Source organism: Frigidibacter sp. MR17.14 (assembly GCF_037095735.1).
Classification (GTDB): Bacteria; Pseudomonadota; Alphaproteobacteria; order Rhodobacterales; family Rhodobacteraceae; genus Frigidibacter.
Genome location: NZ_JBAWKD010000005.1, coordinates 32,233 through 47,653 on the forward strand (window position 1 = coordinate 32,233; position 15,421 = coordinate 47,653).

General features: G+C 68.9%; 14 protein-coding genes. All 14 read right to left on the bottom strand.

The window, feature by feature from the left end; genetic code table 11:
- Nucleotides 1–7: 7 nt before the first annotated feature.
- The 14 genes from V8J36_RS14340 to V8J36_RS14405 all read right to left on the bottom strand — a co-directional run bounded on the left by V8J36_RS14340 (nucleotide 8) and on the right by V8J36_RS14405 (nucleotide 15,372).
- Entirely contained in the window at nucleotides 8–1,168 is a 1,161-nt protein-coding gene (locus tag V8J36_RS14340; RefSeq protein WP_336467993.1) for an acyl-CoA dehydrogenase family protein, read from the bottom strand.
- Nucleotides 1,169–1,210: 42 nt separating this feature from the next.
- Nucleotides 1,211–2,413 carry a CaiB/BaiF CoA transferase family protein gene (locus V8J36_RS14345; RefSeq protein WP_336467994.1) on the bottom strand — a complete coding sequence of 401 codons (1,203 nt, stop codon included), beginning with the start codon at nucleotides 2,411–2,413 and terminating at the stop codon, nucleotides 1,211–1,213.
- 191 nt (nucleotides 2,414–2,604) lie between these two features.
- A complete protein-coding gene (locus tag V8J36_RS14350; protein WP_336467995.1) occupies nucleotides 2,605–2,997 on the bottom strand; it encodes a nuclear transport factor 2 family protein in 393 nt (130 codons plus the stop codon).
- 11 nt (nucleotides 2,998–3,008) lie between these two features.
- Nucleotides 3,009–4,313 (bottom strand): aminotransferase class III-fold pyridoxal phosphate-dependent enzyme, encoded by a 1,305-nt coding sequence (locus tag V8J36_RS14355; RefSeq protein ID WP_336467996.1) that lies wholly within the window; start codon nucleotides 4,311–4,313, stop codon nucleotides 3,009–3,011.
- On the bottom strand, nucleotides 4,310–5,458 hold the full coding sequence (locus tag V8J36_RS14360) for an enoyl-CoA hydratase-related protein (RefSeq protein WP_336467997.1): 1,149 nt from the start codon (nucleotides 5,456–5,458) through the stop codon (nucleotides 4,310–4,312). Before V8J36_RS14360 ends, V8J36_RS14355 begins: the two co-directional genes overlap by 4 nt.
- Nucleotides 5,459–5,521: 63 nt before the next feature.
- Nucleotides 5,522–6,277, bottom strand: coding sequence for an IclR family transcriptional regulator (locus V8J36_RS14365; protein WP_336467998.1), 756 nt, complete (start codon nucleotides 6,275–6,277; stop codon nucleotides 5,522–5,524).
- Nucleotides 6,278–6,398: 121 nt separating this feature from the next.
- Nucleotides 6,399–6,857: a MaoC family dehydratase gene (locus tag V8J36_RS14370; RefSeq protein ID WP_336467999.1), complete on the bottom strand. Its 459-nt coding sequence runs from the start codon at nucleotides 6,855–6,857 to the stop codon at nucleotides 6,399–6,401.
- Nucleotides 6,854–8,521, bottom strand: a complete 1,668-nt coding sequence (locus tag V8J36_RS14375; protein ID WP_336468000.1) for a long-chain-fatty-acid--CoA ligase — start codon at nucleotides 8,519–8,521, stop codon at nucleotides 6,854–6,856. The genes V8J36_RS14370 and V8J36_RS14375 overlap by 4 nt, the downstream gene beginning before the upstream one ends.
- Complete coding sequence (locus V8J36_RS14380; RefSeq protein WP_336468001.1) at nucleotides 8,518–9,726, bottom strand: Zn-dependent hydrolase; 1,209 nt, start codon at nucleotides 9,724–9,726, stop codon at nucleotides 8,518–8,520. The genes V8J36_RS14375 and V8J36_RS14380 overlap by 4 nt, the downstream gene beginning before the upstream one ends.
- Nucleotides 9,723–11,108, bottom strand: coding sequence for a dihydropyrimidinase (hydA, locus tag V8J36_RS14385; protein WP_336468002.1), 1,386 nt, complete (start codon nucleotides 11,106–11,108; stop codon nucleotides 9,723–9,725). The genes V8J36_RS14380 and hydA overlap by 4 nt, the downstream gene beginning before the upstream one ends.
- Entirely contained in the window at nucleotides 11,105–12,283 is a 1,179-nt protein-coding gene (locus tag V8J36_RS14390) for a trans-sulfuration enzyme family protein (RefSeq protein ID WP_336468003.1), read from the bottom strand. Before V8J36_RS14390 ends, hydA begins: the two co-directional genes overlap by 4 nt.
- Nucleotides 12,280–13,422: an acyl-CoA dehydrogenase family protein gene (locus tag V8J36_RS14395; RefSeq protein ID WP_336468004.1), complete on the bottom strand. Its 1,143-nt coding sequence runs from the start codon at nucleotides 13,420–13,422 to the stop codon at nucleotides 12,280–12,282. Before V8J36_RS14395 ends, V8J36_RS14390 begins: the two co-directional genes overlap by 4 nt.
- 1 nt (nucleotide 13,423) lies before the next feature.
- Complete coding sequence (locus tag V8J36_RS14400) at nucleotides 13,424–14,218, bottom strand: enoyl-CoA hydratase-related protein (protein WP_336468005.1); 795 nt, start codon at nucleotides 14,216–14,218, stop codon at nucleotides 13,424–13,426.
- Nucleotides 14,215–15,372 (bottom strand): acyl-CoA dehydrogenase family protein, encoded by a 1,158-nt coding sequence (locus V8J36_RS14405; RefSeq protein ID WP_336468006.1) that lies wholly within the window; start codon nucleotides 15,370–15,372, stop codon nucleotides 14,215–14,217. The genes V8J36_RS14400 and V8J36_RS14405 overlap by 4 nt, the downstream gene beginning before the upstream one ends.
- Between the last annotated feature and the right edge of the window lie 49 nt (nucleotides 15,373–15,421).

A 15,421-nucleotide genomic window follows, 5' to 3' on the forward strand; every position in this document is an offset into this window, starting at 1 on the left:
GAAAGGGTCAGAGATGCAGGCCGCGCTTGATCACCGAGCGGGCGATCAACATGCGGTGGACTTCCGAGGTGCCGTCATAGATCCGCGTCACCCGCGCATCGCGGTAGATGCGTTCCAGCGGCAGTTCCTTGGTGAAGCCATAGCCCCCGAAGACTTGGATGCCGCGGTCGGCGACGCGGCCGAGCATCTCGGACGCCTGCACCTTGACCATCGAGACCTTGTCGCGCGGGTCCATGCCCTGATCGATCTCCCAGGCGGTGTTCAGCACCATCATCCGGGTCGCGAAGATCTCCATGGCGCTGTCGGCGATCATCTGCTGGACCATCTGGAAATCGCCGATCGGCTGGCCGAACTGCTGGCGGGTCGCGGCGTGCTGGCGCATCAGCTCGACCACGCGGGACGCCATCCCCACGGCGCGCGCGCCGATATGGCCCAGACGGATGCCGCCGACATTGGCCATCATCACCTTGAAGCCCTCGCCGACCTCGCCAAGGATCTGATCCTTCGGAATGCGCACGTCGTCGAAATTCAGCTCGGCATGGCCATAGCCGCGGTGGCCCATCATCGGCTGGTTGCGCGCTACGGTGAAGCCCGGCATCTCCTTGTCGACGATCAGCAGCGTGATACCGCCACGGGCGCGCTTTTCAGTGTCGGTCACCGCCATGACGATGACGTAGTCGGCGATGTCGCCATCCGAGATGAAGTGCTTGGTGCCGTTCAGCACCCATTCGTCGCCCTCGAGCCGCGCGTTGGTCTTGATCGCCGCCGCGTCCGAGCCGGCACCCGGCTCGGTGATCGCCATCGCGCAGATCTTCTCGCCCTTCACGGTCGGGTACAGGTACTTGTCCCGCAGCGGGCCCTTGAACGCCTCGAGCATCGGATAGACCTGCCCGAAGATCCGCCGGATCAGCGCGTCAGAGGTCTGGCCCAGCTGTTCCTCGACCAGGCACATGTCCAGCACGCCCAGACCGCCACCGCCGACCTCTTCGCTCATGTTCAAGGCGTAGAAGCCCAGGTCCAGCGCCTCGCCGCGCACCTTGGCAAGCGCCTCGGGCGGGATCTTCGCCGCCTCTTCGGTCGCCTGCTCCAGCGGCTGCACCTTTTCGCGCACGAAGCGGCCCACCGCCTCGGTGACCATCTTCATCTCGTCGGAGATCGTGAAATCCATCGTCGTCCTGCCTGTCCTGTCGAGGCGCGCGCGCGTCAGCGCTCAGCCACGCATCTTGTTGGTTTCGACCACCGCGCCCGAGGCGATCAACGCCGCGATCTCGGCGTCCGAAAAGCCCGCCTCGGCCAGCACTTCGCGGCTCTGCGCGCCAAGCGCCGGCGGCGCGCGGCGGATCGCCGGGGTCTCGCCGTCGTAGCGGACCGGGTGCGACAGCATGACCATCGGGCTGCCCTGTTCGGTGTTGAGTTCGGTGAAGGCCTGCAGATGCGCGACCTGCGGGTTGTCGCGCAGCCCGTCATAGTCGCGCACGACCTCGTGCCAGACGCCCACAGCCGACAGCTTCGCCACGGCGTCCTCAGTCGACAGCGCCGCCATCCCCTCGCGCACCTTGCGGCTGACCTCGCCGCGGCGGTCGAAGCCGTCCTTCTCGGTGAAGGCGGCGAATTCAGGCAAGTTCAGCGCCTGCGCCAGATCGACCGGCTTCGACATCGAGATCATGACGTGGCCGTCGGTGGTGGCATAGATCCCGTAGGGCGCCGGGCTGAACCAGTTCGCCATCCCGTCGCGGCCGCGCGGGCCCGTGCGGTCGGCGCCGTTCATCCAGGCGGTGATCGATTCGCCCTGCAGGTCCATCGCCGCCTGCAGCATGTTCACTTCGACCCGGCGCGCCACGCCGGTGCGCTCGCGCTCGAAGAGCGCGGCGATGATCCCCGCCACGGTCAGCGCCGCCGCATGGTGGTCGATCGGGACCGAGCCGACGGCCACCGGGCCCGTCTCCATGCTGCCGGTATGCGCGGCCAGCCCCGCCATTGCCTGCAAGAGCACATCCTGCCCCGGGCGCTTGGCATAGGGGCCGTCGGCGCCATAGCCGGTGGTCGCGGCGATGATGATCCGCGGGTTGACCGCGCGCATCTCGGCCTCGGACAGGCCCAGCTTGTCCAGCGTGCCGGGGCGGAAGTTCTCCATCACCACATCGGCGGTGGCGATCAGCCGCTTGACCGCGGCAATGCCCTCGGACGACTTCAGGTCGACCGCGATCGAACGCTTGTTGCGCCCGGTGGTGATGTGGTTGACCGATATGTCGTCGACGAAGCGGTTCGCGACGGCCCAATTGCGCTGGAAGGCGCCGGTCAGCGGCTCGACGGTGATGACATCGGCGCCAAGATCGCCCAGATGCTGCGCCGCGGCAGGGCCGGACAGGAAGTGGTTGAAGCTGAGAACCCGGATTCCGTCAAGCGCGCCCATGATCGTCCCTCTGAAGTGTCAGGGACTAGGCTAGGCCAGCGCGGCGATTGCGGGAATATAGCCATCAATACGATCTTTGACGATGGGAATTCATATTCCTGATAGTCTCGATGTGGCCGCCTCTGCAACAGGACGGGGCGCGGACCTTTCGATCCACGCCCCCTCGTCGATCGGACGCCACCCGGCGGCGGTCAGGTTTCGGCGTGGTAGACCTTGGCGACGATCTGCCAGCGCCCTTCGCTGCGCACCAGGGTCAGGTCGTTGATGTAGACCCGCGGCGGGAAAGCGTCGCGCACCCGGGCATGGGCAGTGTCGCCCGAGCTCTGCGTCAGCTCCAGCACCTCGGCCAGCTGCACGGCACCCGAGGCGGCCGGGGCCGCACGGCCGCGGCAGCGTTCCATGTAGGGCGCGTAATCGATCGCCGAGACCGTGCCCTCGGCCACGGTCCAGAGCCGGGCCAACGGATGGAAGGCCGCCCCGAAGCGATCCATCTCGCCGTGGTAGAGCCCGTCGAAATAGTCGGTCAGCGTGGCGCGCAGGCCGGCCTCGTCGGGAGTGCCGGACAGGCAGGTGAAGCTGGTCATGGTCTGTCTCCTCAGCCCGCGGTCCGGGCGAATTCCGCGTCTGCCAGATCGAGCGCGTCGTCGAGCGCGTCGAGGATCTGGTGCATCTCGGCATCCGAGACGATCAGCGGCGGTGCGAGGAACAGCGAGGTCTCCTCGCCCGAGGTGCCGATGATGACGCCATTGTCGAAGGCCCGCCCCGACACGCGCGAGGCCAGCGGCGTGGCGGCGGTGTCGGCGCGCCAGTCGCGCCAGTGCGGCCCGTGCAGCTCGATCGTCCAGTGCATGCCGCGCCCGTCCACGCGCGAGACCGAGGGGTGCTTCTTCGCGATCTCGACCAGCCGCGGCCCGATCAGCGCGGCCAGCTGGTTGGCGCGGTCCAGCAGCCCGTCGCGCTTGACGATCTTCAGGTAGGTGCGCACCCCGGCCATCGCCAGCGGGTGGCCCCGGAAGGTCGAATAGGCCTGCCAGGCGGAACCGCCCATCCGCTCGACCATCTCCTGTGACAGGATCACCGCGCCGATCGGCGAGGCGCCACCGGCCAGCGACTTGCCCATCGTCACGATGTCGGGACGGCTTTTCCCGCCTTGGAAGGCGAACCAGCGGCCCGAGCGCCCGGCGCCTGTCACCACCTCGTCCGCGATCCACAGGCTGCCGGTGTCGCGTGCGGCGGCGGCGGTGGCATCCTGCCAGGCGGCGTCGTGATAGATGCCGCCCTGCGTGTAGTCGACGATCACCGCCGCGGTGCCATCCAGCGTCGCACGTACCGCATCGGGCGACATCGGCGCAAGGTCCTGCACCCGCTCGCCCCAGAGCGAGCCCGTCGGCGCCGAGATCACCCGCGTCTCGACCGTGGGTGCGGCCGGAGCGACGCCACCCGTCATCCGCGACAGCCCGCCATGCCAGTGCGGCTGCACCGTCACGTCGCGCGACAGGCCGACCAGCCCGTGATAGGCGCGCTCGCGCGTGGCGATCGGCGCGCGGCCGGTAACCGCCTGCGCCAGCGACAGGGCAAGGTCGTTGATCTCGCTGCCCGACAGACCGAAACGCACCGCGCCGACCCATGAGGTCTCGCCCTCGAAGGCGATGTCGATCAGGTCCTCGGCTGCCAGTTCGCGGTCGCGGTACGCCCAGCCCTCGCTCACCGCCGGGTGGCCGGCGGCGGCGCGCACCGCCTCGACCATCTCGGGATGGGCATGGCCCAGCACGCCCGCCGAGTTCGACCCGTCGAGCACGCGGCGGCCGTTCGACAGCTCGAACCAGGCGCCCTGCCCGCCGGTCACCTCGACCACGGTTTCGGATCCGGCGTTGAGGCCGGTGGAGAGTAGACGTTTCATCGGTCGGTCCCTGTCGATGCTTGGGTCGGTATGTCGGCGTTCTGAAGCGCCGCGTGAAGGTCTGCAGAAATCGCGCCGCAGGCGGCGAGGGCACGCAGGATGCCGCCCTCGACCTCGGGCGCCCCGGCGCGGACCGAGGCCGCATTCAGGACCGCGGCAGAGGGCACCCGCCCCGCCGCGATCAGCCGAAGCGCCGCCGCGGCCATGTCGTCCTGTCCGCAAAGCGCGCCGGCCAAAGCCGTGATCTCGGCCTCGGCCCCGGACCGGCGGCGCAGGGCATTGCGATCCAGAAAATTCAGCCCGACCAGCGCCCTCGCCTCGGCCGAGCAGGCGGCCTCGGCGAAGGCGAGGCTCTCGGTCTCGGCGCCCGCGTCGAAGCTCTGCGTGACGATCCGCGCGATGGCGTCCAGCGCCAGAAGCGGTGCGCCTGCGCCGGGCCTAGCGTCCGCCGGCAGCGCGGCCCGGAGCAGATCCGGCGGACGGTGGCCGGGCCGATCCCAAGGCTGGCGCGGGTCGCAGCCCCGCATCATCGCACAGGCGGTGGCGATGCGTTCGGCGGGATCCGCGACCAGCGCGTCGATTAGGCCGTCGGCCTGCATCTGCACGGGCGACAGCAGGCGACCGCCGGCGATCATTTCCCCGGCCCGCGTGCCGCCGACCAGATGCGGCAGCCGCTGCAACCCGCCGCCGCCCGGCACAAGGCCGAAGCCCACCTCCGGCAGGCCAAGGCGGATCGCGGGATCTGGTGCACAAATCCTGAGCCGGCAAGCCAGCGCCAGTTCCCAGCCGCCACCCGCCGCCGTCCCCTCGATCACCGCCGCCGTCGGCAGGTCGAGGCGCTCGATGCGGCGGAAGAGCATCTTCAGCGCCCGCGAATCCGCAGCGCTCGCCTCGGGGCCGCGGGCCGCGTAGCCCATCACCTCGCCGATGTCGCCGCCGGTCCCGAAGCTGGCCTTTGCAGAGCGGAACAGCACCCCGGCGGGCCGCGGTCCGGTCTCGAGCCGGTCGAGCAGCCGTCCGAGCTCGGCCTTGAACAGGTCGGTGGTGCGGTTCGCCCGGCCCGACGGATCGTCGAGCGTCACCGCAAGCACATCGCCGGGCAGCGTCTCGAGGCTCAGATAACGGAACGAGTCAGGCTGGGTCATGACCCGAACCTGTCTCATAATTCCGATTAACGCAATTTATTTCCGCTTTATGAAAGTGCGGAGTCAGGGCCTTTTCAGCAGCCGCGACAGCTTCTGCGCGGCATTGATCAGACTCGTCTCGACAGTCGCGGCGCTCACCCTGCCGAAGCGGTCGCCCAGCCCGAAGATCGCGATCGCATAGGCCTGCCCGGTGCGCGGATCGCGCAGCGCGGTCGCATAGGACAGGATCCCGGGGTCGAACTCGTTGTCGCAGACCGCGATGTGGCGCGCCCGCGCGCGCTCGATGTCCGCGCGGATCGCCGCCTCGTCGGTCTTGGTCGCCGGGGTGAAGGCGTGGCGCTTCAGCGTCAGGTAGCGGTCGATGAACTCTTCGGACTGCAGCGCCAGCAGGATCTTGCCCGAGGCCGCGGCATAAAGCGGCATGTCCCGACCGGGCTGGGCATAGGCCTGCCCCTGCTGGTCGGGCAGCGCGGTCGCGACCAGCTGCACATGGCTGCCGTCGAGCTTGGCGAGGAAGGCCGTCTCGCCATAGCGATCGACCAGCTCGGCCAGAACCGGGCCCGCCAGCGCCGCCACATCCTCGCCCTGCGCCAGCAGCGCCGCGATCCGCAGCACCCGGTCGCCGACGACATAGGTCTTGGCATTGGTCTTGCGCACCATGTCGACCCCGGTCAGCGTCGCCAGCTGCCGGTGAACGGTGGTCAGCCCCAGCTCCGCCTCGGCGGCGATCTCGGTCAGACTGAGCCCCTCGGTCCGCGCCGCAAGGATCTCGACGATCCTCAGCGCGCGCCCGATCGGGCTGTCTTCCAAATCGGACATCGGTGCGGTCCTCCCGGCCGGTGGCGGCTGGCTTCCGGTATCCGGAAGGCCAGCCTTCCGAGTAGGGTCGCCCCCCGGCCCTGTCAATCCGCCCATTGCGCCACGGCAGCCGGCCCAAGGGTCACGCGCCCTCGGGCCGCGACAGCAGGAAGACGGTGTGGTCGCCACGCACGATCTCGGTTCCGTCCGAGGTGACAAGCACGCCACGCTCGACCGCAAGGCCGCGCCCCGCCACCTTCGTCGGTCGCTTCGAGACGCATTCGAGCCGCAGGCTGACCCGGTCGCCCGGATAAAGCGGCGCGCGGAAGGACACCTCACTCCAGCCGAGCGAGGCGGTGACCGAGCGGTCGAACCCGCCCATCTTCGCTTTCAGCCCCTCGATCAGCGCGAGGCTGAACAGGCCATGGCAGATCCTGCCCCGGAAGCCCGCGGCACGCGCGAAGGCCTCGTCCATGTGCACGGGGTGATCCTCGCCGGTCAGCTGCGCCCAGGCGTCGATATCGGCCAGCGTGACCTCGCGCTCGGGCGAGACCAGCACCCGGCCGGGCTCGAAATCCTCGTACCAGATCTGCGCGCTCATGCCCCGGCCTCCGGTTTTGCGGCCTCGGCCTCTTGCAGGCTGCGCCAGTCGATCTTGTTCGAGCCGGTGCGCGGCAGCGCCTCGCGGAACTCGACGGCGCGGGGCACCTTGTAGGCGGCCATCACAGTGCGGGCGAAGGCGATCACCTCGTCTTCGTCCACCCGCCCGCGGGCCTCGGGGCGCAGGGTGACGAAGGCCTTCACGCTTTCCCCGCGGCGCGGGTCGCTGACGGCGATCACCGCGCATTCCTGAATGTCGGGATGGCGGTAAAGCAGCGCCTCGCATTCAGCCGGCCAGACCTTGAAGCCCGAGACGTTGACCATCCGCTTCAGCCGGTCGGTGATGAAGTAATAGTCCTCGTCATCGCGCCAGCCCATGTCGCCGGTGCGCAGATAGCGCCGGCCTTCGATCTCGACGAACGCGTCCAGATCCGCCTCTGGCCGGCCCCAGTAGCCCTGCATCACTTGCGGGCCCGAGATCAGGATCTCGCCGGTTTCGCCCACCGCCAGGACCCGCGTCGTGCCGGGTTCGACGACATGGCAGAAGGTGTCGAAGATCGGGATGCCGAGGCATTGCGGCTTGGGGTTCGCGACCGGGTTGATATGGGTGGCCGAGATCGTCTCGGACAGACCATAGCCCTCGCAGAAGCGCAGCCCATAGCGGTCGGCGAGCTTGGCCGCCAGCGCGGCGGGCATCGACGAGCCGCCGCCGGTCAGCACGGTGATCTTCTCGAAGGCGCGTTCGTCGAAACGCTCCGACGCCATGACATCGACGATCATGGTGGGGGCCGCGCTCCAGAAGGTGACGCCGTGGCGCAGGAACAGCGACGGGATCAGGTCGCGGTTCCAGCGCGTCATCAGCAGCAGCGTCGCCCCCTGCGACAGGGCGTTCGACATCGAGGCCTGCATCCCCGCGACATGGAACAGCGGCATGAAGGCGGTCATCACGCTGTCCGGCGTGATCCCGTACCATTTCGCCTGCGCAAGCGCGGTGAAGACCACCGCGCGATGCGGCTGACGGCAGGCCTTGGGATGGCCGGTGGTGCCCGAGGTGTAGGGCATCACCGCAAGGTCATCGAGCGTGCCGGTGGTCGCCGGCGCGCGGCGCGTCTCGGCCAAAGCCATCGCCAGCGGTGTCGCGCCGGGGGGCAGAGCGGCGGCGGGGCGCAGCATCACCTCGGGCAGCGGGTCGGTGTAGGTGTCGGGCAGCGCATCGGCGTAGCGGGCGACGATCAGGTGATCCAGCGCCGTGCCGAGGAAGCGGGCGAAGCGCTCGACCAACTCGTCGCCGACCATCGCGACCCGCGCGCCGCTGTCGGCAAGATAATGCGCAAGCTCGGGCGCCATGTTCATCGGGTTGACCGGCACCACCACCGCATCGCACCGCAGGATCGCCTGGAAGGCGAGGATGAACTGCGGCGAATTCTGCATGTCGATCAGCACCCGGTCGCCCTTGCGGACGCCACAGGCGTGATGCAGGTGGCCCGCCAGCGCCTCGACCTCGGCCAGCAGCCGCCCGTACGAGATCGCGGCCCCGTAGTAGAGCATCGCCGGATGGTCCGGGTCCCGCGCGGCAGAGCGGGCCAGCATGCCGAAGGCATTGCCCTCGGGCAGCGGCAGGTGGAAGTCGAGGCCCTGCGGCCAATGGGGAGACAGGTCGGTCATCGGGGGATCGCTTCCACAAGCTCTTGCACCGCACGCGCCAGCACGTCGATCGCGGCGAGGATCGGGCCCTCGTCGCTGTGTTCCTCGGGGACATGGCTCAGCCCGCCGCGCGAGGGCACGAAGACCATCGCCGCGGGGATCAGCGCGCCAAGAACGCCCGCGTCATGGTTCGCGCCGGACACCAGCCGCATCGCCTGTGCGCCGGCCTGCCGCGCCAGCAGATCGACCAGCGCCGGCGCCATCGGCACCGGCGCGGCCGAGAAGCCGCGGCGGGTCTCGACCGCCGTCCCGGTCTCGGCGCCGATGCGGGCAGCCAGCGCCCCGGTCTGCGCGGCAAGGCGCTGCACCGTCTCGGCCGAGGCGTCGCGGATCTCGAGGTTCAGCCGCACATCGCGCGGGATCACGTTGCCCTGGTTGGGCAACACCCGGACGATGCCGATGGTGCCGCGCGGCCCATCGGGCTCGGCCCGGATCATCGCGTCGAAGGCGGTGGCGAAGCGGGCGGCGGCCTGGAAGGCGTCACGGCGGCCGGTCATCGGCGTGGTGCCGGCATGGCCAGCTTCGCCGGCGAAGCGCAGCGACATCCGCTCCTGCCCGGCGATGGCGGTGACGATGCCCAGCGGCAGTCCCGCCGCCTCGAGCACCGGCCCCTGTTCGATGTGCAGTTCCAGCCAGCACCCGATGCCGGCCGGGTCGCGGGCCGCGGCCCCGGCCCCCTCGGGCACAAGGCCTGCGGCAGCCATCGCCTCGCCCAGCACCGCGCCATCGGCGGCGCGGGCGCCCAGGACCTCGGGCGGCAGCAGGCCCATCATTGCGCGGCTGCCGGTGAAGGGTCCGAAGCGCCCTTCCTCGTCACGGAAGGCGATGATCTCGATCGGGTGGCGCCCCGGCGCGGTGCGCCGCGCAATCTCGAGCGCCGCCAGCACGCCCAGCGCTCCATCGTAAAGTCCGCCGTTCAGCACCGTGTCGAGATGCGAGCCGAGCGCCACGGCAGGCAGGTCCGCAACGCTTCCCTCGCGGCGGGCGATGGTGTTGCCGAAGGCGTCGCGGCGCACCTCCAGCCCGGCGGCGCGGGCCCGCGCGGCGAACCACAGATGCGCCTCGTTTTCCGCCGCGCTCCAGGCCGGGCGCGACCAGCCGCCCGCCGGATCGGGGCCGATCCGCGAAAGCGCCTGAAGATCGTCGCGGAAGTCCTGATCGCTCATGGCAGATCCGGCCTGACGGGATCGGCGCGGCGCACGAAGCGGCCTTGCCCCATCTCGCCCAGGAAGCGGCCGTCTTCGACCACCATCCGCCCGCGCAGGAAGGTCTGCCGCGCCCAGCCGGTCAGCTCCATCCCCTCGTAGGGGTTGTAGCCGATGGCGCCATAGTCGGTGGCGGTGCCGATGAAGCGGCGCATTTCCGGGTCGATGATCGCAAGATCGGCGTCATAGCCCGGCGCGATCTTGCCCTTGCGGTCGAACCCGAAGATCTCGGCGGGCCAAGTCGAGAAGAGTTCCGCGAAGCGCTTGAGTGGGATCCGCCCCTCGGCCACGCCAAGCGTGTACAGCACCGGCAGCCGCGCCTCGATCCCGGTCGCGCCGTTGGCGACGGTGGCGAAGCTGGCCGCGCCCATCGCCTTCGCCTCGGCAGAATAGCTGACCTCGTCCGAGGTCACGGCCGAAAAGACGCCGTTGGCGAGCCCGTCCCAGAGCAGCGCTTGGTTCGCCTTCGAGCGCAGCGGCGGCGACAGGATCCAGTTGTGGCCGTCGGGTCGTTCAAGCGCGCTTTCGTCGAGCGCGAGATAGTGGCTGCAGGTTTCGGCCGTCACAAGGACGCCGCGACGGCGGGCGGCCTCGACCAGAGGCAGCGCGCCTGCGGCGGCCAGATGGAAGATGTGGATCGGGCAGCCGGTGTCTTCCGAGAAGAGGATGGCCCGGGACACCGCCTCGATCTCGGTCACGGGCGGGCGGGTGCGGGCGTGCCAGACCGGCGCGGTGTGGCCGGCGGCCACCGCCTCGGCGCGCAGCCGCTCGATGATGCCGGCATTCTCGGCATGCAGGACCAGCATCAGCCGGTCCTTCGCCGCCTGCGCCATCAGCGCGTGCAGCTGGCCATCCTCGACCTTCAGCCCGTCATCCTCGTAGATCATGTAGACCTTGAGCGAGGCGACGCCCGCGGCCCGGAGCGACGCAAGCTCGGCAAGGCTGTCCCCGTTCACGTCGGTGATGATCGAGTGCAGTCCGTAGTCGACGGTGACATTGGCCTCGGCCTGCTTGCGACGGTGCGCGAGCCCCTTCAGGATCGAGCCGCCCCGTCGCTGCAGGGCGAAATCGACGACCGAGGTGGTGCCCCCGCGCAGCGCGGCGATGCCGCCAGAGCCGAAGTCATAGACAGACTTCTGCCCCATGAAGCCGACCATCAGATGCACATGCGGATCGACGCCGCCGGGCAACACGATCCGGCCCGTCGCATCGACCACCCGGTCACCGCGGCCGCGCCCCGGGGCTTCGATCCCGGCGATCTCTTCGCCGCGGATCACGATGTCAGCCTCTGCCGGACCGTCGGGCAGCACCACTGTGCCGCCGCGGATCACCGTATCGGTCATGCCTGCTCCAATGCCTGTTCCAGATCCGCGATCAGGTCGTCCGCATCCTCGATCCCGACCGAGATCCGGACGAGACCGGGGGTGATGCCCATCTCCGCCCGCCGCGCGGGCTGGACGGAATGGTGCGAGGTGTTGCCGGGCTGCGAGATCAGGCTTTCGATCCCGCCGAGGCTGGCGCCGATCCCGAAAAGCCGGGTGCGGTCGACCACCCTGCGCGCGGCGGCATCGCTGCCGCAGTCGAACGAGATCAGCCCGCCGAAGCCCGTCATCTGGCGCAGCGCCAGCGCGTGGTCCGGGTGATCGGAGAGGCCGGGATAATGGACCCGCGCGATCTTCGGATGGCCCGCAAGCCAGCCCGCGATGCGCTGGCCCGAGGCATTGTGCCGGGCCATCCGCAGCGGGTAGGTCGCGACCCCGCGCATCAGAAGCTGCGCGGCATGCGGGTCCATGATCGCGCCCGCCGCCTGCTGCAGGCTGCGCACCTTGCGGGTCAGCGCGCGCGACCCCGCAACCGCGCCGCCCAGCACGTCGGCGTGGCCGTTGAGGTATTTCGAGACCGACTGCACCAGCAGATCGACCCCCAGCGACAGCGGGTCTTGGTTCAACGGGCCGCCCAGCGTGCCGTCGACGATCAGCAACGCGCCCTGCCGCTTCGCGACCGCGGACAGCGCCGCCAGATCGACAAGGCGCAGCAGCGGGTTGGTCGGCGTCTCGGCATAGATCGCCTTTGTCGCCGGCGTCATCGCTGCCGCGACGGCGTCGGGCGCAAGGCTGTCGGCCCAGCGTATCGTGATGCCCTGCAGCGGCAGCACCTCTGCAAAGAGCCGCGCGGTGCCGCCGTAGAGATCGGGTGTGGCGACCACCTCGTCACCGGCCCTGAGGAACGGCATAAGCGCGCCCGAAATGGCGGCCATGCCCGAGGCAAACAGCACCACGGACTCCGCCCCCTCGACCGCGGCCAGCCGCTGTTCGGCGGCGAAGACCGTGGGATTGCGGACCCGGGAATATACGAAGCCGCGGGCGCGACCGTCGTTCAGTGCCTCCAGCGTTTCGGTGTCCGACGCGACAAAGGTCGCCGATGCATAGGTGGGTGGCACCGCCGCGCCCTGATGCGCGGCGGGGTCATGGCCGGCATGGACCGCGCGGGTGGCGATGCGGTCGCCGGCGCCGCTCACTTGGTGATCTCGCGCGAGATGATGATGCGCAGAATTTCCGACGTGCCTCCGCCGATCTCGGCCAGTTTCGAATCCCGGAAGTGGCGCTGCATGTCGTATTCCATGAGATAGCCCCAACCGCCCATCATCCGCATGCCGTTCAGCGCGGCACGGACGTAGGTTTCGGACGAATAGAGGTTCGCCATCGCGCTTTGCTTGTTGTTCGGGATCCCGCGGTCGACGAGATCGGCCGAGCGGTAGAGCAGCAGGCGCGCCGCCTCGATCTCCATGTCCATGTCAGCAAGCTTGGCGCGGGTCAGCTGGAAGCTGGAAATCTTCTGGCCGAACTGCTCGCGCTCGTTGGTGTAGGCCACCGACTTTTCCAGCACGCATTGCGCGGCGCCGACGTTCACCGCCGACAGGCAGCAGCGTTCGTAATCGAGCGTCTTCAGCGCATTGGTCCAGCCGGTGTTCACGTCACCGATGATCGCGTCCTTCGGCAGGCGCACGTCGCTGAGGAAGATCTCGTTCAGGTCCATGGGCTTCAGGCCCAGCTTCTTCAGCTTGCGGATCTCGACCCCTGGCGTCTTCGGGTCGAGCAGGAACATGGTGATGCCCTTGTGCTTCGGCGCGTCGGTGTCCGAGCGCGCCATCAGCAGGATGTAATCGGCTTCCTGCGCGCAGGAGCAGAACATCTTCTGGCCGTTGATCACCCATTCGTCGCCCTCGAGCACCGCGCGGGTGCGCAAGGACGCCGCATCGGAGCCCGAGTTCGGCTCGGACAGCGAGAAGGCGAAGCGGATCTCGCCCCGGGCGAGTTTCGGCAGCAGGTCGTGCTTCTGTGCCTCGGTCCCGAAATGGGTGATGGCATCGGTCGCGATCACGACGGTGGTGTAATAAATGTTGGCGCCGCTTTCGAAGTGGCGGGCGAATTCCTCGAGGAAGACCGCCAGATCGGTGCAGCTGCCGCCCATACCGCCATAGGCTTCGGGGATCGGCAGGCCGAGCCAGCCTTCGGCGGCGAGCTTTTCGTAAAGTTCGAAGGGAAAGCGTTCTTCCTCGTCGCAGGCGCGGACGTATTCGATCGGACATTCCTTGGTCAGGAAGGTGCGCAGCGAGTCCCGCATCAGCTTCTGTTCGTCGGTGAGGTCGAAGTTCATCTCAGCGTCCTTTCCAGACGGGGGCGCGTTTCTCGGCGAAGGCGCGGGGGCCCTCGTTGAAATCGTCGGAGGCGCGCATCGCGTCGCGCGCGGGCAGGCCGGAATAGAGCAGGTCCCAGGCTTGCTGGTCGGTCGATCCCTCGACCGCCTGCAGCACCTCGAGGTAGGCCGCGATGGCCAGCGGGGCCGAGGCGCAGATGCGCTCGGCCATCTCGCGCGCGATCGCCATCAGATCGGCGCGCGGCACGATGCGGTTGACGAAGCCAAGGCGCAGGCCCTCGTCCGCCGTCAGGCGGCGCCCGGTCAGCAGCAATTCGGTGGCAAGGTTGTGGGGCAGGCGCCGATGCGCCCGCCACAGCGCGCCCGCTTCCGGGATGAAGCCGCGCTGCAGTTCGGGCAGCGCGAATTCCACACCCTCGGCACAGATCACGATCTGCGAATTCAGCGCGAATTCGAAGCCGCCGCCGACGGCAAGGCCGTTGATCGCGCAGATCACCGGCTTGCGCATGTCGTTGCGTTTCAGGCCCATGAAGCCGTAGGGCCCGAAATCCTCGCCGGTCTCGCCGGCCGCGACCGACTTCAGGTCCCAGCCCGCGCAGAACATGCGATCACCGGTGGCGGTGACGATCGCCATGCGCAGAGCGGGGTCATCCTCCAGACGCTGGATCGCCGCGGTCAGGTCGCGGCTCATCTTCTCGTTCACCGCATGCGCCGGGGGGTGGTCGAAGGTGATCTCCATCACCGGCCCGCGAATCTCGACGCTAAGGCGGCTGTCCTGCAATCCGTCCGCGTTCATGCCGCGAACTCACGCAGCACGTCTTTCGAGATGATGTCGCGGTGGATCTCCGAGGTGCCTTCCCAGATCCGCTCGACCCGCGCGTCGCGCCAGAAGCGTTCCAGCGGCATCTCCTTGGTCACGCCCATGCCGCCCATCACCTGCAGGGCATTGTCGGTGACGCGGCCGACCATTTCCGAGCCGTAGAGGTTGATCTGGCTCGCCTCGCGCTGGGTGATCGTGCCCGCGTCCATCTTCGCGGCGCCGTCCAGAACCATCAGCCGGGTCGCGTGGATCTCCATCGCCATGTCGGCGAATTTGAAGGCCGTGCCTTGGAAGCGGCCGATCGGTTGGCCGAAGGCCTTGCGGGTGTTGGCCCAGTCGGCCGCCACGCCCATCGCGCGTTCGGCGAGGCCCACGCAGTTCGCCGCCAGCATCACCCGGCCCGAGAAGATCCAGGCCTTGGCGATCCCGAAGCCGTTGCCTTCGCCGCCAAGGATGTTGCGCGCCGGCACCCGCACGTCGGTGAACGAGATGATGCAGCTTTTCATCCCGCGGTTCGACAGCACGTCGAGCGGCACGACCTCGACCCCCGGCGTCGCCTTGTCGACGAGGAAGGCGGTGATCCGCTTCTGCTCGCTCCGCGGCCCCTGCTCGACCCCGGTCACCGCGAAGACGATGATGAAATCGGCGCGCATCGCCATGGTGATGAACTGCTTGGTGCCGTTGATGACGTAATCGTCGCCGTCCTGCACCGCCTTGGTCTGGATCGCTCGGGCGTCGGATCCAGCGCCCGGTTCCGTCAGCGCGAAGCATTCCCAGCGCTCGCCGGTGATCACCGGCTTCAGATAGGTCTCGATCTGGTCGCCGACGCAGGCCTTCAGGATCGGGGCCGGACGGTTGCAGATCACCGACAGCGCGCGGCTGGTGCGGCCGAATTCCATTTCCGCCATCACCCGCTCGCTGGCGCCAAGCCCGCCGCCGCCGTGTTCCTCGGGCATGTTGATCGCATACCAGCCGGCGGCGATCGCCTTGCGCTGGATTTCTGTGAACAGCTCGTCCGGCACCGCGTCGAGCTTTTCGACCAGCGCCTCGTGCGGCTGCAGCTCAGCGGCGACGAAGGCGCGCAGGCCTTCGGAAATCATGCGCTGGTCGTCGGTCAGGGCGAAGCTCATCGGGATCGGTCCTTCGGGCATGGGAGTGTCGGGACGCTGGCCGGCACCT

Coding starts and splice junctions, on each gene's coding strand:
- V8J36_RS14340 (WP_336467993.1), bottom strand. CDS start 1,168: ATGGATTTCACGATCTCCGACGAGATGAAGATGGTCACCGAGGCGGTG.
- V8J36_RS14345 (WP_336467994.1), bottom strand. CDS start 2,413: ATGGGCGCGCTTGACGGAATCCGGGTTCTCAGCTTCAACCACTTCCTG.
- V8J36_RS14350 (WP_336467995.1), bottom strand. CDS start 2,997: ATGACCAGCTTCACCTGCCTGTCCGGCACTCCCGACGAGGCCGGCCTG.
- V8J36_RS14355 (WP_336467996.1), bottom strand. CDS start 4,313: ATGAAACGTCTACTCTCCACCGGCCTCAACGCCGGATCCGAAACCGTG.
- V8J36_RS14360 (WP_336467997.1), bottom strand. CDS start 5,458: ATGACCCAGCCTGACTCGTTCCGTTATCTGAGCCTCGAGACGCTGCCC.
- V8J36_RS14365 (WP_336467998.1), bottom strand. CDS start 6,277: ATGTCCGATTTGGAAGACAGCCCGATCGGGCGCGCGCTGAGGATCGTC.
- V8J36_RS14370 (WP_336467999.1), bottom strand. CDS start 6,857: ATGAGCGCGCAGATCTGGTACGAGGATTTCGAGCCCGGCCGGGTGCTG.
- V8J36_RS14375 (WP_336468000.1), bottom strand. CDS start 8,521: ATGACCGACCTGTCTCCCCATTGGCCGCAGGGCCTCGACTTCCACCTG.
- V8J36_RS14380 (WP_336468001.1), bottom strand. CDS start 9,726: ATGAGCGATCAGGACTTCCGCGACGATCTTCAGGCGCTTTCGCGGATC.
- hydA (WP_336468002.1), bottom strand. CDS start 11,108: ATGACCGATACGGTGATCCGCGGCGGCACAGTGGTGCTGCCCGACGGT.
- V8J36_RS14395 (WP_336468004.1), bottom strand. CDS start 13,422: ATGAACTTCGACCTCACCGACGAACAGAAGCTGATGCGGGACTCGCTG.
- V8J36_RS14400 (WP_336468005.1), bottom strand. CDS start 14,218: ATGAACGCGGACGGATTGCAGGACAGCCGCCTTAGCGTCGAGATTCGC.
- V8J36_RS14405 (WP_336468006.1), bottom strand. CDS start 15,372: ATGAGCTTCGCCCTGACCGACGACCAGCGCATGATTTCCGAAGGCCTG.